This window comes from Cellvibrio sp. BR, from assembly GCF_000263355.1.
Classification (GTDB): domain Bacteria; phylum Pseudomonadota; class Gammaproteobacteria; order Pseudomonadales; family Cellvibrionaceae; genus Cellvibrio.
On the sequence record NZ_JH668201.1, the window covers coordinates 587,602 to 606,668 of the forward strand.

General features: G+C 46.3%; 15 protein-coding genes. 3 read left to right on the plus strand and 12 right to left on the minus strand.

Going from position 1 to position 19,067, the window contains the following annotated elements; all coding sequences use genetic code 11:
* Positions 1-29: 29 nt before the first annotated feature.
* From O59_RS07735 to O59_RS07755, 5 genes are all read right to left on the minus strand, one after another.
* Positions 30-719, minus strand: coding sequence for a response regulator (locus tag O59_RS07735; RefSeq protein ID WP_007641264.1), 690 nt, complete (start codon positions 717-719; stop codon positions 30-32).
* A 78-nt stretch (positions 720-797) separates the two neighbouring features.
* On the minus strand, positions 798-2,321 hold the full coding sequence (locus O59_RS07740) for an ATP-binding protein (RefSeq protein ID WP_007641265.1): 1,524 nt from the start codon (positions 2,319-2,321) through the stop codon (positions 798-800).
* Complete coding sequence (locus O59_RS07745; protein ID WP_007641266.1) at positions 2,321-3,772, minus strand: TrkH family potassium uptake protein; 1,452 nt, start codon at positions 3,770-3,772, stop codon at positions 2,321-2,323. The genes O59_RS07740 and O59_RS07745 overlap by 1 nt, the downstream gene beginning before the upstream one ends.
* Positions 3,773-3,923: 151 nt before the next feature.
* Entirely contained in the window at positions 3,924-7,022 is a 3,099-nt protein-coding gene (locus tag O59_RS07750; protein WP_007641267.1) for a glycoside hydrolase family 15 protein, read from the minus strand.
* Positions 7,023-7,126: 104 nt separating this feature from the next.
* On the minus strand, positions 7,127-7,678 hold the full coding sequence (locus tag O59_RS07755; RefSeq protein ID WP_007641269.1) for a sugar phosphate nucleotidyltransferase: 552 nt from the start codon (positions 7,676-7,678) through the stop codon (positions 7,127-7,129).
* Positions 7,679-8,055: 377 nt separating this feature from the next.
* Here O59_RS07755 and glgB point away from each other — a divergent pair, with 377 nt between their 5' ends.
* Together glgB and glgA are read left to right on the plus strand one after the other, a co-directional pair.
* Positions 8,056-10,263, plus strand: coding sequence for a 1,4-alpha-glucan branching protein GlgB (gene glgB / locus O59_RS07760; RefSeq protein ID WP_050976994.1), 2,208 nt, complete (start codon positions 8,056-8,058; stop codon positions 10,261-10,263).
* Positions 10,264-10,284: 21 nt separating this feature from the next.
* Positions 10,285-11,727, plus strand: a complete 1,443-nt coding sequence (gene glgA, locus O59_RS07765) for a glycogen synthase GlgA (RefSeq protein WP_007641273.1) — start codon at positions 10,285-10,287, stop codon at positions 11,725-11,727.
* 42 nt (positions 11,728-11,769) lie between these two features.
* Here glgA and O59_RS07770 read toward each other — a convergent pair whose 3' ends face one another.
* A complete protein-coding gene (locus O59_RS07770) occupies positions 11,770-12,663 on the minus strand; it encodes a neutral zinc metallopeptidase (RefSeq protein ID WP_007641275.1) in 894 nt (297 codons plus the stop codon).
* Between the two features lie 205 nt (positions 12,664-12,868).
* Here O59_RS07770 and pgm point away from each other — a divergent pair, with 205 nt between their 5' ends.
* A complete protein-coding gene (pgm, locus tag O59_RS07775) occupies positions 12,869-14,509 on the plus strand; it encodes a phosphoglucomutase (alpha-D-glucose-1,6-bisphosphate-dependent) (RefSeq protein ID WP_007641278.1) in 1,641 nt (546 codons plus the stop codon).
* A gap of 58 nt (positions 14,510-14,567) precedes the next feature.
* Here the strand turns inward: pgm and O59_RS07780 are convergent, their stop codons facing one another.
* The 6 genes from O59_RS07780 to O59_RS07805 all read right to left on the minus strand — a co-directional run bounded on the left by O59_RS07780 (position 14,568) and on the right by O59_RS07805 (position 19,027).
* Complete coding sequence (locus tag O59_RS07780; protein WP_007641279.1) at positions 14,568-15,422, minus strand: pirin family protein; 855 nt, start codon at positions 15,420-15,422, stop codon at positions 14,568-14,570.
* A gap of 9 nt (positions 15,423-15,431) precedes the next feature.
* Entirely contained in the window at positions 15,432-15,827 is a 396-nt protein-coding gene (locus O59_RS07785) for an OsmC family protein (RefSeq protein ID WP_007641280.1), read from the minus strand.
* Positions 15,828-15,860: 33 nt separating this feature from the next.
* Positions 15,861-16,340 carry a prepilin-type N-terminal cleavage/methylation domain-containing protein gene (locus tag O59_RS07790; RefSeq protein WP_007641281.1) on the minus strand — a complete coding sequence of 160 codons (480 nt, stop codon included), beginning with the start codon at positions 16,338-16,340 and terminating at the stop codon, positions 15,861-15,863.
* A 28-nt stretch (positions 16,341-16,368) separates the two neighbouring features.
* On the minus strand, positions 16,369-16,623 hold the full coding sequence (locus O59_RS07795; protein ID WP_007641282.1) for a GNAT family N-acetyltransferase: 255 nt from the start codon (positions 16,621-16,623) through the stop codon (positions 16,369-16,371).
* 105 nt (positions 16,624-16,728) lie between these two features.
* Positions 16,729-18,132 (minus strand): 30S ribosomal protein S12 methylthiotransferase RimO, encoded by a 1,404-nt coding sequence (gene rimO / locus O59_RS07800; protein ID WP_007641283.1) that lies wholly within the window; start codon positions 18,130-18,132, stop codon positions 16,729-16,731.
* A 121-nt stretch (positions 18,133-18,253) separates the two neighbouring features.
* Complete coding sequence (locus O59_RS07805; RefSeq protein WP_040391716.1) at positions 18,254-19,027, minus strand: hypothetical protein; 774 nt, start codon at positions 19,025-19,027, stop codon at positions 18,254-18,256.
* Positions 19,028-19,067 lie beyond the last annotated feature (40 nt).

Here is a 19,067-nt window from a genome sequence, read left to right on the forward strand (position 1 = left end):
TTTGGGGGATTATTTGAATCAACGGGGGCTTAGTTTTCTACGCTAGGGAGAAAACGATAGCCAACACCGGGTTCTGTTTCGATATAGCGGGGGTTGGATGGGTCATCACCGAGTTTGGTGCGCAAGCGAGCGATAAAAATACGCAGGTAATGGGTGTCTTCCACATGAGTGCCGCCCCATATTTCGCGCAGCAATTGTTGTTGGGTTACCAAACGTCCAGCGTTATTAATCAAGCGCTTTAATAATTCAAATTCTTTGCGCGATAGCTTGGTAGCCTCTCCATCTACCGTTAATTTACGCTCTTGTAAATCGATCACTACCCGCTCATCCTGAAATGTATGCACACTTTCTACGCTTGGGCCAAAGGCTTTAATCAACCCGCGAATACGGGCCAGCAATTCCTGAATGCCAAAGGGTTTCACTACGTAATCATTGGCGCCAGTATCAAGCGCCTGCACAATTTCAGATTCGCGGTTACGCACAGAGAGCACAATAATTGGCTGGTGGAAAAAGTCGCGCAATTTTTTCAGCACTACCTGACCATCCAGATCGGGCAACCCCATATCCAGAATAATCAAATCCGGGCCAATTTCAGCCGCCAATGCCAAGCCTTGGCGCCCCGTATCGGCCTCAAGAATAGTATAGCCTTGGGCGGTGAGGCCGATTTGTAAAAAGCGACGAATTTGCGGTTCATCGTCGATAATCAATATTTTACTCATGATGGCTCCATTGCAGTGAGGCAAAGTATAAACAGCACTGCGCTGAATCAGTGTTATATCGCTGTTAAATTTAGCGGTTTAATGCTCTTGTTGATCTTTTTTGTCTTCGCTTTCAGTGATGGGCAGTTCGATTCTAACGCAGCAGCCTGGATTTTTTTTATCGGCCAATCGGCGTGGGTTAGCATGAATACTTACTTTGCCACCGTGAGCCATGATCATACCCTGGCATATCGTTAAGCCCAAGCCGCTGCCAGATCTACGTCTGTCACCTTTTTCGGCCGTATGGAAACGCTCAAATACCTTTTCACGTTCATCCTCGGGAATGCCTGTTCCCTGATCGCAAATCGTAATAATTATTTTGTCTTGTTCTTTAAAGCAATCTACATCAATGCTGGCACCCTTGGGTGAGAATTTGATTGCATTATCGATAACATTAAAGATTGCCTGTTCAAGGAAGGCAGTGTGCACATACAGCGGTGGCAGGTTAGGGCTGATGTCGTACTTTAAATCATTGTGTATTAGCAAAGGTTTCAAGCGTTTTTTAACAACACTGATGATCTCTTCAACACTAACCCAGTCACATTCCAATTGGAGATGACCAAAACCAAGCTTGGTCATATCCAATAAATTTTGTGTGTATCGATTGAGCCGCTGCGCTTCTTCCAAAACTGTTTTTAACAGCTCTGTTGTCTCCTCTTTATTTAAATGGTCACCAAACTCAATTACCGTAGAGGTGGCGCCAATCATGGTTGTTAGTGGAGTACGAAAGTCGTGTGATACCGAGGATAATAATGCAGAGCGCAGAAGTTCATTTTCTTTGGCAATTTTTTCCTTTTCCAAATCGGCGGCGAGTCTTGTTCGCTCCAAGGATATATTTACTTGATGTAGAAGTAGCAGAAAAATATCTTTGGGTAAATATTGAATATTCTCGATAGAAATTTTTAACAGCCCGATAACTTGTCGGGTGTTATAGAGAAAGTACACATCATGCTCTTGTTCCAGCTCAGGGATTTTTTTAATCATCTCTGGCGTTAAGCGTAGCTCTAACAATTCCTCAAGATAAGTTTTGCGCAGGTTGGTCATACGCCGGATCATTGGGTGGGTAGCCCAATTATCACCATGAATAATCAGTACACAATTTTCTTTCCACGGTTGCAATGCCTCGCGCATGGCATTGACAACATCGTCGGTATTCAGGGCTTTTGGCAGTTTTTCGAGCAATTCCAATTCAATGTCTGTCATAAATTCGCGCATACGAATTTTTTGCACATTTTTTTTGTGTTTGGTAGCCATGTAACCAACAAGCACTGAAGTAAGCAAAAATAACAGAATCGTTAATAGATCCTCATCCTGATGGATCATTATTGATCTATGAGGAGGCGCAAAGAAAAAACTAAACGCAAAGAAACTTGATAGGGCATTAATAATTGCCAATTCCACCGTTACATTGATGGCAATAAAGACCACCATCACAATGTACAGCAAGGGCACATTAGTTTTTGGCAGGTAATCGGTAATAAGAAATGCGAGCGGTGTTAATAACCAGGGAAATAAAATCCCAATGGGGTATGCAAAGCGTCGTAGGGTTTTTTCAATGATCATTATGCCCGCCAAAATGCAGGGGTGAACAATACAATTATCGTCAAGAACTCAAGGCGCCCGAGCAGCATTCCGGCAGACAAGGCCCACTTTGCGGTATCGCTCAGGCTGGAGAAGTTGCCCGCAGGCCCAATTATGTCGCCCATGCCGGGGCCAACGTTCATGACTGCCGTAGCAGCGCCTGAAATACTTGTCACCATATCCAATCCGGTAAATGCGAGAATCACAGCAATAACGACCAGGCAGGCCGCCATTAAGCACATATATGAAATGGAGGACGCGATAATTTCCGAGCTAATTAATCGGCCGTTATAACGTCGGCTGATAATTGCTCGGGGGTGAATGGCGGTAATGATTTGCTCTTTTACCAGCCCGGCAAAAATCTGCAAGCGGAAAACCTTAATACCACCGCTGGTTGACCCGGAACAGCCGCCAACAAACATTGCAAAATAAAATACTACGAATGCAATTGGCCCCCAGAGTTGATAATCACCTGAAGCAAAACCTGTTGTGGTGACAATAGATACCAAGTTGAAACCTGCCATAGTCAGTGCCTGAAATGGCGACATCTGCTCAGTAATAATCAATTGGATGGTAAGCAGCAGTGTCATGATGACCACAATCAATAACAGGCCGCGCACTTGAGTATCTTCCAGCACGATAAAGCGGTGATTAATTAACATGCGTACAAAAAGCACAAAAGGAAATGCACCGGCGAGCATAAAAATAATGGCGATCCAGTGCAGTATCAAGCTATCAAATTGGGCAAAGGACGAATCCGATGTGGAGAATCCGCCAGTTGATACAGTTGCCATTGAATGGTTGATAGCGTTAAAAAAATCCATTCCAGCTAACCAATAAGCGAGGCAGCAGAGAATAGAGAGGCCAATATAACAATAGATGATCATCGCCATTAAGCTGCGTGCACGGGGCATGGCTTTGTCAGACCAGTCTGAGGATTCGGTTTTAAACAAGCGCATCCCGCCCACTCGCAGAAAAGGTAAGACGGCAATCGCCATACCGATAATACCTACGCCACCAATCCAGTTGAGTAGGGAACGCCAGAGCAATATGTCTTTGGGTAATTGATCCAGTCCCACCATTACCGAGGAGCCGGTAGAGGTAACACCGGATACTGCTTCAAAAACAGCATCAGCCAGTGACAGTGGGTGATCGATCATAATAAAGGGCAGTGCGCTAAATAGTGAGACACCAGTCCACGCGGCGCTAGTAATTAAAAACACCTGGCGTGGCTGCATAAAATCCAGGCGCGATTTTTTACCAATCAGAAGAAAAACAATACCGACAAGGCTGGTAATGGTCGCTGAAGAGAAAAAAGCCAGTTGGTTGTCGCTATTGTAGGCAATGGAGAGCGCCAGAGGCACCAGCATGAACAGCGCAAGAATATTAAGGATTGCACCCAGAATAAGTAGTGTTGGCCCCAGTAATTTCATAGTTCTCAACTTTAGCAAAGTGAAGTGCCACAAGACGGCGCATTCTAAACGCTATGTTGTCGGGAGCCTATGGCCGGTTACTATATATTTCGTAAAAACCGCGTCTTAGAAACTACAAAGTAAATACCGGCACAGGGCTTCTGGATATAGATTAGTAGGGTTGGGTAATCTCCGCAAAAATCAGCGTGACATAAAGGTTAACAATGTGGGGGGATTGCTCAAGGAAGATCATCAGGTCGCTGTCCACACCACGGTTATGCACAGGTGCCCTTCGGTCACGTATATAGCGCTCAGCAGCTAGCTCTAATACTTCAAGGAACACCACCGGTTCACGAAAGCGCACCTGTGGGTTGGTAATACAGAATTGGGTATAGGCATAGAGCGCCTCTATTACTGCACATTTATAGAAAGCAGGGTAGAGCTGGTGGGTGAGTTGATCGATATGGTGGGCAAAACTTTCTTCGCCGGGCGTCATAGAACGGCGAATGGTTTTACAGTCCAAATAAAAACAACTGCCATCCGGGTTACAAAATACCAGCTGTTCGGCAAACATAAGGCTGTGCCATATGTCTTTCAGGAAGTTATCGTCAAAATGGGTGATCAAGCCACGTGCGGTACGCCACTCTTGCCAATCATTGTCTACCGCATCAGAAAGTATTGAGTTTTCATCATTGGGATCTGCCAAATGATGGATAGGGTAAGGTGTAATATGGTTAATTTCTTGCGAGAATACTTTTTTACGCGATGTCAGAATCGCACGGATTTTTTTATAGAGCCGCGCCGGGGACTGAAGCCCTAACCACTCCACCATGCTCACATCTTCAGCATCACCTTTATCCATACCGCAGAGCAGCATAAAGTTCCGTAATTGCACAGAGTGCAAACCATCAAATAATTTTGGCTCGGCGCGAATTAACGAGCCAATACCGGAAATTAATTCTTGCACCAAGGTGCGCTCTAATAAATCTGGAAAAAGTTCACGTACACTTTCAAAATAAGTTGCATTTGAAAATGATTGGTCAACTTTAATTTCTGTATGATCATTGTCACCCACAGAGATAATCAGGTTGCGCGCTGCCAGCAATGTAAGGCTATCGGCAAGGTCAATCAGCGTATAACTTAACTGTGAAAAACAAAAACGCGATAACAGCCAATAGTTCATTTTTTGAGAGCGATAGAAAAAGTCACGTATCAACTCTTTTAGTGTAATTACAGTGCCACTTGCGCCCACGTTGTCGGTTAATTTTTTGGTGCTCACATAGGCCGAAAACTTTCTAAAAGTAATAATGTCGCTTTCGGTATAGAAATGTTCGAGCAATGCGGCGGCAACCGGCTCAAGCTGTGACGGCTGCAGCGCATCATCTGTTGAGTAGCTGGCCAAAACCTGTTGGCTCATGGATGGAATATGAAAGTGCGGGATAGTTAGTGTATTTACGCGCGATGCACGATAAGCCAAATTGGCAGATGCATATCCAACATATTCTTGTTCATTCCGCAATTGATAATTGCGCAAGGTTTGAAATAATAATTCACTGTTCGGCACCTTATTCAGGCGGTGATCTACCAACAAAGTAAATACAGCAACTTCCGAGCTCAACCAATTCTTGTGAATAAATGCAATTTCTTGTGTGAGTGTTTCAATAATCCACTCGGCATCGTACCGACGATAATCTTCACGTTCACTTTGCAGCCATGACAGGCTCAAATAAACCTTGTTATTAATTTCATAGGTCTGCGATGAGGCCAAGCTTTGCACACGTCTACGTGGCCTGCCGGTCAAGCCCAAAGCTTTGTTTTCACCGACATGTGCATAAGCCTCCATCAAGCTCGATGCAGATACCACTCCCATAGGTTTAATATCCTGCAGGCTTTCAGCAATAACACCGTGCTTGGATAAGTTTTGTTTAATTGCCTCATTTTCTGTGAGCACAACCAACGCAATATTGGATTTAATAAAGCGGGTAGAGCGACGACGCATTTTTAACGGATCAAGATCATCCGGGCTCACTAAACCTTCATCAAGCATTAACCCGGTCAAAAATAAACTTTGAGCCCAGACCAAAGGGATATTTTCGTTAGGGACCCGTGTTTGTGAGCGTGGATTACGTTTTTCCGCCTCAACATTTTCCAATGGTAAATAATAAAGTTCAGGCAATAGACCTATACCATTTACATCCACCATGAGCGATTCAAGTTTTTTACGATAATATTTTGCTGTCGCTTCACTGCCATCAAACAACGCGGTGATATACAGATAAGTAAAAAACAACGGCCATTCGGATTCTACATGGGCAAAATTTCCCAGCTCGTCGTGTTCGTAATAAATACGTGAGCTTTCTTCCAGCACAGTTTGGTGGCCGTCCCATAAAAAACGCTTGCAACCGTAGTTTCCGCCGAGCTTGGTTAAAATCGAATCGCGGGTTTGGGTCGCCAGGGTTTCTTTACCAACGGCAAATGCTGGAAACCCGATAATGCTGAGCAGTGCACTGTCAGTTTCCTTGGATAAGGACTCGCGAGGCAAAAGGGAGGTGAGGGTGGTTCTGGCAAGTGAAATTGCATCTGCAATTACATGAATAGTTGCACGCGGATCGCCATGCTTGCCAAACAGATTAAATTTATCCAGCGCCTGTAGCGCCGCTTTGGCCATTCCCACAGAACTGGCATTGATTTCAGTTTTACCATTATTAACTTTGTTGCCGCGCTCCCAAATCCCATAGTCGGGTGTTCGATAAGCACTGGCGATGTAATAAACAAGATTTTGGACAAAATCCACTTCATCGTAGGTGCAGACAATCCGTAAACCGGACGCACTCATTTGTGCCAACATCAATAGAAAAACAGAGGTTGCATCTATCTGCAAATGTCCCCATGCGTCATCTGCTACAACGGGTAAACCCGTGGCGGTATCATATTTCGCGTGTAATGCATCACCGTTATCTAACGAGTGCTTGAAGGCCTCAACTTTATTGGCCTGGCGCATCATGGACTGCAATAGTCCACGCATCAGTTTTATGGTGGATTGCTCGAGCAGATCGCTTTTATAGGTTTCGCCTTGGTGTTTGAAGGCCATCGCTAGCGACCAGACGCTGATAATGGAGTACACGTTATCGCGCACCCAGGCGTCGGTGTAATCGCCGTGGCTGGTAATTGCCGTACTGGCAGGTAAGAGTCCGGTAACCGGGTGCTGCTTACTCAAGATGACTGTTTCGACCTCAGCGTACAAACGCTCTAACAGTTGTTTATGCTTCATAGAAACGCAGTGCCATCGCAAAAAGTATAACCATGAGAAATGGCCACATTTCCCGCGTGTAAACCTCACAGGAGTGCACGCGGTTGTTGATACCCCATCCATTTTTACGATTTAACATAATATACATTATGCGCAATTGCATGGGCAATTTCTAATGGAACTTCGATACAACCTACGGTGATATCGGCGCCACGTTCAACGTGGGCGGCAATCATGGTGCCATAGTCCATTTTGTAAACGTGATCGCCGGCAAGAATGAGTACATATTCGGGGTTATGGCGACGAATAATATCGATGTTCTGTACCACAGCATCAGCAGTACCCACGTACCAGGATTCACTCAAACGCTGCTGTGCAGGTAAGAGTTCTACGAATTCACCAAGCTCACCACCAAGAAAGCCCCAGCCGCGCTGCACATGTCGATCCAGAGAGTGCGACTTATATTGAGTGAGAACGCTAATACGACGAATACCCGAGTTGACACAGTTAGACAGAGGGAAGTCGATAATGCGAAATTTTCCGCCAAAATGAACCGCTGGTTTTGCTCGCCAGTCGGTAAGTTGATGTAATCGGGAGCCACGCCCGCCTGCAAGAATTATTGCCAGTGTTTCACGAGTAAGCCGACTTACAAAACGACCCGATGATTGTGTACTCATTAAATCTTCTTCCTTATGGCTATTGTGTTTGCAGATTATGAATTTTTTGTGACTGCGATGACTATAGCGAGAGCAATATCAGTGCCAATACATTGATCTGGCTCAAGGATTCAATTGTCACAAAAAACTTATGGTGCAATTAACAGTAAGCGAGTGCTTATTCTAAGTGCAGAGATAAGTGTAGCCTCAAGTTTGGCATTGAACCTGCAAATGCCAATTTTGGATGAAATTTTTTTTAAAAATTCGTGCAACAAAATAAGCAGATACTGGCTAAGCTAGCAGAGTAGACTCGGTTGATATTTTTTATGGCTATTTAGGCCGTCTCGGGTTTCGCTCTGAAATGCTAAAGCCGCAACAATTAGACAGGAATTGATTGAATGATACATGCACAACAGGATAATAACTTGAGCCACGAGATGTTACGCATAGTGACTGCAACCCATCACGATCCATTTGAGGTACTTGGGCGACACCCGCTGGGTGATAAAGCGACCGCCGATATGGATACACTGGTTCGTATTTATATTCCTGGTGCGCGTTCTGCGGCCTTGTTAATTGGTAATCAAGCAATTTCTATGGTGCGTGTTGAAGGCACGGATTTTTTCGTGTGGCGAGGCATGTCAAAGGATTTACCAATTCATTATCAAATTCATTGGTTTGATCGTCACAACCTGCCCCATACTGAATTCGACCCTTACTGTTTTGCCCCACAATTGGGCGATATTGATATGCACCTCTTTGCTGAGGGGCAACATTGGAACATCCACGAACATCTTGGTGCACACCCGCGCACGGTCGAGGGAGTTGACGGTGTGGTGTTTGCAACATGGGCTCCAAATGCTGAGCGCATTAGTGTGGTAGGTGATTTTAATGACTGGGATGGCCGCGCTCACCCCATGCGTGTGCGCGGTGGCAGTGGTTTGTGGGAATTGTTTATTCCCGGTGTTAAAGCTGGTGCTATTTATAAATTTGAGATTCGCAATCGCGCGTCAGGGGCAGTGTTTTTAAAGTCTGACCCTTATGGTCAGGCGTTTGAGTTGCGCCCCCAAACAGGCACTATTGTCAAATCCTCATCGGAATATAAATGGCAAGATACTCAGTGGATCAATAAGCGGGAACACTGGAATTGGCAGGCATCGCCTATGTCTGTTTATGAAATGCACTTGGGGTCATGGCGCCGCGGCTGGGTGGGCGAGTTTTTAAACTATCGGGAAATCGCTCATCAGTTGGTGGACTATATAAAGCCGCTAGGTTTTACCCATGTTGAAGTGCTGCCGGTTAGTGAGCATCCGTTTGACGACTCCTGGGGCTATCAAACAACGGGTTATTTTGCGCCAACCAGCCGCTTCGGTTCACCGGATGATTTCCGCTACTTTGTCGATTACCTGCACCAGCACGATATCGGCGTAATTCTCGATTGGGTACCAGCCCACTTCCCCAAAGATGCCCATGCCCTCGCCCGCTTTGATGGCTCCGCACTTTATGAGCATGAAGACCCGCGCTTGGGTGAGCATCGCGATTGGGGTACCCTCATTTATAACTATGGCCGCAATGAAGTGCGCAATTTCTTGCTTGCCAGCGCGCTGTTTTGGCTGAAGGAATATCATCTGGATGGTTTGCGTGTGGATGCTGTGGCGTCGATGCTCTATCTCGATTACTCGCGCGAACACGATCAATGGCTACCCAATAAATACGGTGGCAATGAAAACCTGGAAGCTATGGATTTTCTTAAGCAGTTAAATGAGGTGTGCCACGGCCAAGTGCCTGGCGCATTAGTCATTGCGGAGGAGTCAACCTCCTGGCCGCAAGTGACACGCCCTACGTGGGTGGGTGGATTGGGTTTTTCCATGAAATGGAATATGGGTTGGATGCACGATACGTTGGATTATTTCAGTAAAGATCCAATCCATCGCCAGTACCATCACAATCAATTAACTTTTGGGATGATTTACGCGTTTACTGAAAATTTCCAATTGCCTTTCTCGCACGATGAAGTAGTGCATGGCAAAGGCAGTATGCTCAATAAAATGCCGGGCGATGACTGGCAAAAGTTCGCTAACTTACGTTTGCTCTACACCTATATGTACACCTACCCCGGCACTAAATTATTGTTTATGGGGTGTGAATTTGGCCAGTGGAGTGAATGGGCCGCTGGGCGCAGTCTGGAGTGGCATTTAATGGACTTCGCGCCGCATCAGGGTTTGCATGGCTTGGTCAAAGACTTAAATCACTGCTACAGAAATATGCCGTCACTTTATGAGCGCAGTTTCCGGCATGATGGCTTTGAGTGGATTGATTGCCACGACAGCACGCAATCCATTATTAGTTACATTCGTAAAAGCGATGAGGGCTTTTGTATTGTTGTGTTGAATTTCACGCCTATCGCACGTGCAAACTACAGAATTGGCGTACCCGTTGCAGGCACCTATCACGAAGTGCTGAACTCCGACTCCAGTTTTTACGGCGGCAGCAATTACGGCAATAGTAGCCCTTTGGCTACACAAGAGGTCCCGTGGATGAACCATCAACAATCACTGGATATAAATTTGCCGCCGCTCGGTGCATTAATTCTCAAGCTTTCTTAAATAGTTAAACAAGGACCACTCATGCAGAAAATTCTCTTTGCAACCAGTGAGGTTTATCCACTTATTAAAACTGGCGGCTTGGCTGATGTGGCGGCCAGCTTGCCGCGTGCATTGTTAAAACTGGGCCAAGACGTAAAAATTTTACTGCCGGCTTACGCCAGTGTGATGCAAAAATTAACGAGCGGAGTGAAAGAAGTTGCGCAGCTTCAAATTGAAGGGCGCATAGTTTCGATAAAACAAACACGCCTGCCCGGTTCACGGGTCACTGTGCTATTGGTTGATATTCCAGAGTTTTCCGCGCGCGACGGTAATCCATACTGTGGTCCCGATGGATATGATTGGTTTGATAACCACAGTCGCTTTTATCTCTTTGCCAAAGCAGCGGAATTAATTGCGCTGGATGAGGCGCAATTGGATTGGCGACCGACCATAGTGCATTGCAACGATTGGCAAACCGGTTTGATTTCTGCCCTGCTCTCTTTGCACCCCGAACGCCCTGCCACCGTTTTTACTATCCATAATCTTGCCTATCGCGGTCTATTTTCTTATCAAGCGTTTGCAGAGTTAAACCTGCCACCCGTTTTTTGGCACCACGAGCGCTTGGAGTTTTACGGGCAATTGTCATTTATGAAAGGTGGTTTGGCATTTGCGGATTACATCACTACTGTCAGCCCAAGTTATGCGGCAGAAATCCAGCGCCCGGAATTTGGTTGTGGCCTGGATGGGCTTATGCGCTATCGCAATGAAACTCTGGCTGGAATATTAAATGGCATTGACATGGATGAGTGGAATCCGGGTAACGATGCTCATATCACCGTCAATTTCAATCGCCGCACCTTGGGCAACAAGGTAAAAAACAAGGTGGCGCTGCAGGCTGATCTTGGCCTGACTGTGGACGAAAAAATCCCCTTATTGGGGTTTGTGGGCCGCTTGGTGGATCAAAAAGGTATAGACCTTATTCTGGCTCAAATGCCACAGCTGCTGGCCACTCCTTGTCAATTGGTCATATTGGGGAGTGGCTTTCCTCATTACGAAGCGGCATTACAAAAGATCGCTGCTGAAAACCCTGCACGGGTTTCCGTCACCCTGGGTTACAACGAAAGTTTTGCGCATCGCATTGAGGCCAGTAGCGACATGTTCCTGATGCCATCAATTTTTGAACCTTGCGGCTTAAATCAGCTTTACAGCTTGCGCTATGGCACCCTACCCATAGTGCATGCGGTAGGTGGGTTGCGCGATACTGTTTTTGAACAGCAAGGCGATGAACCTAGTGATCAAGCCAATGGATTTGTTTTTGAGCACCCCACTCCGGCGTTTTTATTTGCGGCCATCGAGCGTGCAATTGCTGCCTATAAAAATCCTTTGCTATGGAAACAGTTGCAGCTAAACGCCATGAGCAAAGACTTTTCGTGGGATGTTAGTGCGCAGAAGTATCTCGCTATTTACGACAAGCTGTTGCAATAGCTTGATGTCTGGCGCCAGGAGTTAACAAACTGCTACCGCCCGTTATTTGAAAGTATTACAGGCATTGACACTTCCTTGTTCGAAGCCTCGTTTGAACCACTCTACCCGTTGTTTTGAGCTGCCATGTGTAAAGCTCTCGGGGCGTACAACTCCCCCCGCTTGTTGCTGTAGTTTGTCATCACCAATGGCAGCCGCAGCAATAAGCGCTTCTTCAATGTCGCCATCTTCCAGCATTTGCCGCTCCGTATTTGCATAATGACCCCAAATACCCGCATAACAATCTGCTTGAAGCTCTTGTTTGACGGATAACTGATTGGCTTGCTCTTTTGAAGCTCGGCTTTGCGCCTGGCTAACTTTTGCAGAAATCCCGAGCAATGTTTGTACGTGATGGCCTACTTCGTGAGCGATCACGTAAGCTTGTGCAAAATCTCCGGGAGCGCCGAGCTTGGTTTTCATATCTTCATAAAAGGCTAAATCGATATAGAGCTTGTGGTCTCCGGGACAATAAAATGGCCCCATCGCCGACTGCGCATAACCGCAGGCTGAACTCACCGCATTGCGGAACAGCACCAACGTTGGCTCTTGATAGGTTAACCCCAGTCTTTTAAATTCCTGATGCCAGGTGGATTCGGTATCAGCGAGAATTACCGAAACAAAATCTGCCAGCTCTTGATCTTTTGCTGAAAGCTGTTGGTTGTTGGACTGGCCCATGGTATTGGGCGGCGTGGCGAGGTGCAGCAAATCATACCCCATAAACTTGGCACCAAAATAAACTACAACAGCTACCACCAATAACGTTCGTCCTGTTTTAGTGCCTAATAAAATCGGTAAAATTCTGCCCACTGCCGATAGACCACCCATCGCACCCATGGAAGATGAACTGGCGCTGCGTCTATCCTCTACATTGTTACTGCGACGACCTTGTTTCCAACGCATAAATATTTCTCAAGTAGTTAACTTCATGAGCTTTAATTGGCTGTAAGTTCATAGTTAAATGAATTCAAAGCGCGATACTATAGACACTGCAACCAATCAGCGTCAGATCACCTGCTACCGTTGATTACCGTCTAGTGTGGGCAGGTAATACCATAATGACAACAGTTTATTTCAAGCAGTAAATTCGTATAACTCAGGAGTTTTTATGTCTACAAGCCCCTTGGCTGGCCAACTCTTACCGGCAGACCTGTTGGTAGATCTTCCCAAATTAATTGATGCCTATTACACCAATACGCCTGATGTAGGTATCCCTGAACAGCGTGTCAGTTTTGGTACCTCCGGTCATCGTGGCTCCGCATTCAATACTAGTTTCAATGAAAACCATGTGCTCGCGATTAGCCAGGCAATTTGCGATTACCGCAAACACGCCGGTATTACCGGCCCTCTCTATGTCGGAATCGATACCCACGCACTTTCTGAACCTGCACAAATCAGTGCAGTTGAAGTGCTGGCCGCCAATGGGGTTGAGATCATGCTCGCTCATGGTGGCGAATACACACCAACGCCGGCGATTTCACATGCTATTTTGACTTACAACCGTGGCCGTACTAGTGGGTTGGCCGATGGTATTGTTATTACCCCGTCACACAATCCACCGGACAACGGTGGCTTTAAATACAACCCGCCCAATGGTGGCCCTGCGGATAGCGATATCACTAATTGGATGCAGGCGCGCGCAAATGAGTTGCTGGAAAATAATTTGCGTGATGTTAAACGTATGGATTATCACCAGGCACTCAAAGCAGCCACTACGCACCACCACGATTATGTTCATCACTACGTGAAAGATTTGATTAACGTTATCGACATGGAAGCCATTCGCAGTGCAAATGTGTACATGGGGGCAGATCCACTCGGTGGCGCAGGTGTTAATTATTGGAGTGCGATTGCCGACCACTACCAGCTGAATTTAAAAGTACTCAATACCAGTGTTGATAAAACCTTTTCATTTATGACTGCTGACTGGGATGGAAAAATCCGTATGGACCCATCCTCTGCCTACACCATGCAAGGTATGGTTGATCGCCGTAATTTATTTGATGTCGCATTCGCTTGTGATGCGGATCATGATCGCCACGGTATTGTTGCGCCCAGTTGCGGCCTGTTGCCACCCAACCACTATTTGGCGGTAGCGATTGAATATCTTTTTCAAAATCGCCCGCAATGGGGTGCAGATACTGCGATTGGCAAAACCGTCGTAAGTAGTGCAATGATTGACAAAGTGGCGAAAAAAATTGGTCGTCGTTTATACGAAGTACCTGTCGGCTTTAAATGGTTTGCACCGGGTTTATTTGATGGCTCACTTGGTTTTGGCGGTGAAGAAAGTGCTGGTGCATCTTTCCTTCGCATTGATGGTAGTGTGTGGACAACCGATAAGGACGGGATTATTCCATCGCTATTGTCGGCAGAAATTAAAGCCAAAACCGGGCGCGACCCTGGTGAATGCTACAAATTATTAGCCGATGAATTTGGCCATGCAGCAGAAGCCCGTGTAGAAGCTCCAGCGAATAGCGCACAGAAAAAAGCGTTGTCAAAATTATCCCCTGAGCAAATAACTTCAACTGAGTTGGCCGGTGATGCTATTGAAAGTATTTTGACACACGCCCCTGGCAACAACGCTGCATTTGGCGGCATTAAAGTGATGAGCAAAAATGGCTGGTTTGCCGCACGCCCATCGGGCACTGAGGAAATTTATAAAATTTACGCAGAAAGCTTTAAAGGCAAAGAACACTTGCAACAGCTGATTGCCGAAGCACAAGTAATTGTCGATAAGGCAATTACCTAAATAAACAGCAGTTGCTCGAATAAAAACGCCCGAGTAATCGGGCGTTTTTATTTATTTCTTATGGCTTGGGCAGTGGGATAAAATCACTCTCCCCTTCCACCATCGCAAAACCTTTGTTTTCCCAACGTTCAGCGGCAGCGCGTATTTTTTCGCGTGATGACGCAACAAAGTTCCATAAAATAAATCGCTCACCAGACAATGGCTCGCCGCCGAGCAAGAAGACACGCGCATCGTGAGTGGTTTCGATGACTGCATTTTCCTCCAATACCGCCAAGTGAAATTCAGGCACCTCTTCACCATTCACAGTAACATTGCCCCAAGCGACATAAATAGCCAATTCTTGCTGGGGGAAATCTGGCACGTAGCGTGTACCCGCTCCCAAGGCTAAATCCAGATAAGTTGTTACACTCGCCGTTTTTACCGGTGATTCAACTCCAAACGCATTTCCAATAAGCACTTGAGCACTCATCGTGGGTAAGTTGACTGATGGAATAATATCTGCCGGATAATGCGCAAAAGAAGGGGCGCAATCTTCAGTGTTGGTGGGCAGCGCCAACCAAATTTGAATTCCCTCAACCGGAATACTGCCCGCGCGTATATCTTCAGGCAAACGCTCGGAGTGAACAATTCCACTCCCCGCCGTCATTAAATTAATAGCGCCCGGTTCAATGCGCTGATGAAAACCCAGGCTGTCTTTATGCATCATGGCGCCGGAAAATAAATAGGTCACTGTCGCTAGGCCAATGTGTGGATGCTGGCGCACATCATCAGCGGTGGTGCCCACACTAAACTGGGCAGGTCCCATATGATCAACAAAAATAAACGGGCCAACACGTTGTTGCAAACGTGACGGCAATAAACGTTTGACAGTAAAACCAATATCCTGAACGCGCGGTGGAATGATGAGTGTCATAACCTGCTCCTAAACGACCTGAGTGTTTATGCTAATGGTGGCGTGGGATAACAATTTGTGAATCGGACATTTTTCAACAATAGCTACAAGTTGTTGGCGCTGCTCTTCAGTTAAGTTGCCAATAAATTCCAGTTGGAGTGATAAATTATATTCGCCGGTTTTTTCTTTACTGCTATCGCGCACCACCTCCGCATTAATCGACTCCAGCGGCATGCCGCGACGTTTGGCAAACATTGTCAAAGTGATTGCTGTGCAAGCGGCGAGAGATGAATCGAGTAAATCATGCGGGTCTGGTGCTGAGTCTTCGCCACCTACGTCTGTGCCAACGTCGGCAAAAAACTGATGGCTATTTACGCTGATACGTTGACGGTAAATTCCGGTTAAGTCTTTTTGTAATGTAATCATTTAAATTTACTCGATTTATTCAAATCTTAAGGGTCAAATTCGACAATTGATTGGTAGATCTTTTAATTCCACATCGGTGCGATTCTCTCCCACTGCGTGCATACCTGGAGGCACTGCGCCTTTACCACATAGCCAGGATATAGGGCTTTGTGGTGAGTCTTTTACGATAATGGGTTGCACACTAAGAATTTTATCTTTAATGGAAGGGTGCGCTTTGTTACCAAAATGGATGTGGAATGCGCCGTCTTTTAATTCAATCCAATCCACATAGTTGCCTAACAATTTTTCCGGTTCCGGAATACCTGCCTCTTTATTGTTCTTTAAAAATACCAGGGTGCTTTTGTGATAATAGACAACGAGTTTTTTGTAGTCCTCAATTAGTTCCATTGACTCCAAAACCTGACGGCGTGCAATGGTCGGGTCGGCTTTTGGGATAGCCATTAATGCCAATATTGCAATAATCGCCACAACTACCATCATTTCAATTAGAGTAAAGCCACGCGTTTTTTTCACACCGATTCCTTCTTTTACACAAGGGATATTAACGAATAAATTTTGCTACATACCAACAGCTGGCATGCAGTTCATAGCCTTGGGACTTTGCCCATGTGAGCCCTGCGCGCACCAATTTCTCTGCAAGCCCCTTGCCACGGAATTCAGGTGGTACATAAGTGCTGGTGAAATCGATAGCCGCTGTAGTGCCATTGGTGAATAACCTATAGGCCAATATGGCTTCACCGCCTTCATAATGAATTACAAATCGCTGTTGGTCTGTCAGGTGCTGCACATTTGTCATTAGCTGCTACTCCAAGGTAAGTGCCTAGTGTAGAACACACAGCATAAAAAAATCCCCCAGTGTGCGTACAGCTGGGGGATTTTCCGGCGACAGATTATGGGTTATTTAAACCTTGGTGCCCCACAAATCGTACTCATCCGAGTGCTCGATCAATACATTGATCAAATCACCGGCTTTTACATTCTCTTCGCCGTTCAAATAAACACAGCCGTCGATTTCCGGTGCATCCGCAAAGCTGCGGCCAATGGCGCCCTCTTCATCAACTTCATCAATCAATACCTGCAATACCTGCCCTACTTTCTGTTTTAAACGCTCAGTAGAGATTTTTTGCTGCAATTGCATAAAGCGATCATAGCGCTCTTGTTTGATCTCATCCGGCACGTGATTTGGCAAGTCGTTGGCTTTGGCGCCTTCAACGGGCGAATACTGGAAACAACCAACACGATCCAATTGCGCTTCTTGCAGGAAGTCGAGCAATTGTTGGAAGTCGTCTTCTGTTTCACCGGGGAAGCCAACAATAAAGGTCGAGCGAATGGTCAAATTGGGTACTTGTTCACGCCAATTCTTGATGCGCTCCAGGGTTTGTTCAACCTGGCCTGGGCGGCGCATTTTACGTAACAAGGTTGGGCTTGCGTGCTGGAACGGAATATCCAAATAAGGCAGTACCTTGCCCTGCGCCATCAGTGGGATCACGTTATCTACATGCAAATAGGGGTAAACATAATGCAGGCGAACCCACACGCCCAATTCGCCCAGTGCAGCGGCTAATTGGTACATATCGGTTTTGAGTGGTCGGCCATCCCAGAAATCCGTGCGGTGTTTGATATCTACGCCGTAGGCAGAGGTGTCTTGCGAAATCACCAATAATTCTTTAACGCCGGCTTTGACCAAGCGTTCCGCCTCACCCATTACTTGGCCAATCGGACGGCTCACAAGTTTGCCGCGCATGTCGGGGATAATGCAAAAACTGCAGGAGTGATTACAGCCCTCGGAGATTTTTAAATAAGCATAGTGACGTGGAGTGAGCTTGATGCCCTGCGGCGGCACCAGATCAGTAAACGGGTTGTGGCTTGGGTTGGGTGGCAAGTGTTCATGCACTTGCGACAGCACCTCTTCATAGGCGTGTGCGCCGGTAATACCCAGAACATTAGGGTGAACTTGAATGATTTCGTCCTTTTTAGCGCCCAAACAACCGGTCACCAGCACCTTGCCATTTTCCGCCAATGCCTCACCAATTGCTCCCAGCGATTCCTGTACCGCGCTATCGATAAAACCGCAGGTGTTGACAATCACCATATCGGCATCGTTATAGGTAGGTACTATGTTGTAACCCTCGGTGCGTAATTGGGTAAGAATACGCTCTGAATCCACCAGGTTCTTAGGGCAGCCGAGTGACACAAAACCAATAGTATTGCCTTTGCTGCTACCAGTTTGTGCTTGGCTTGCCAACGTTTTGGCTGGAGTATCCAAGGTGGTGGTTTGTGAAGGGTCGAAGGTATTTACAGTCATAGTATCTCAAGGGATAGGTCGGTCAAAAAAGGCGGCTATTGTAGGGGGTTGCAGGCTAATTTGCATGCAGCAGGGTGATTCTTCTGCAAAATTTACATTGGCTGTAATGTGTTTGATGGATCTAGTTGATCTGGGGCTGAATTTCTACAAAACGGCTATATAGGCCATTGGTGTCATATGCGGCAATTTCGAAGGTCAATTTACCTTCAAGATGATTGAAATAATAAGTATTCACATAACCGCCCTCGACAACAACCGAGGTGTAATCAGCCTCATTATCTACCTTGTAACGCAGTTCATAACCCCCAATTTCATCCGTTGCCAGTTGCTCGCCATTTTCACGCGCGGATGGCACTGCCCATTTCAATAACACAGGCCCGTTTATGAGGTTGCCCAGTCCAACAGATGACGACGACTGTTGCGATGAAAACGAAATAGCTGACGATGCGCTGGAGGATTCAACCGGTGCAGATGTTATTTCACTGCTAAGACTAGAGCTGGATGTTGGAGTCAGCGAAATCGCAGAAGAAGATTGCTCCACCATCACTGAGGACACTGCAGTATTGTTAGTTGTTTTGTTGCCATTCGTTGTATTCGTTGCACCGCCACCGCCGCCGCATGCCGTCGTCAATATAGGTGCAACAAACGACATAACCAGAGTGGCTTTACGCAAGCGGCTTTGCCACCCTAAAGTCTGCTTCAATTGCCGCCGGTTGATATACCCCAGCTCTACCAGTATTTCCCCAAGTGGCCCTGGCGTGCAGGCTTTTCCAGTTTCACTCAATACTTGACGAGCTTGCTGAATCTCGATGGCTTCGCGGAGTTGTTGCCGTGTAATCACGCCGCGCTCAATCAACATGTCGCCTAATCGCGTCAGTTTGTTCTGATTGGACATATTGATAACCCTACCCTATTAAATGCAAAATTTGTCATGA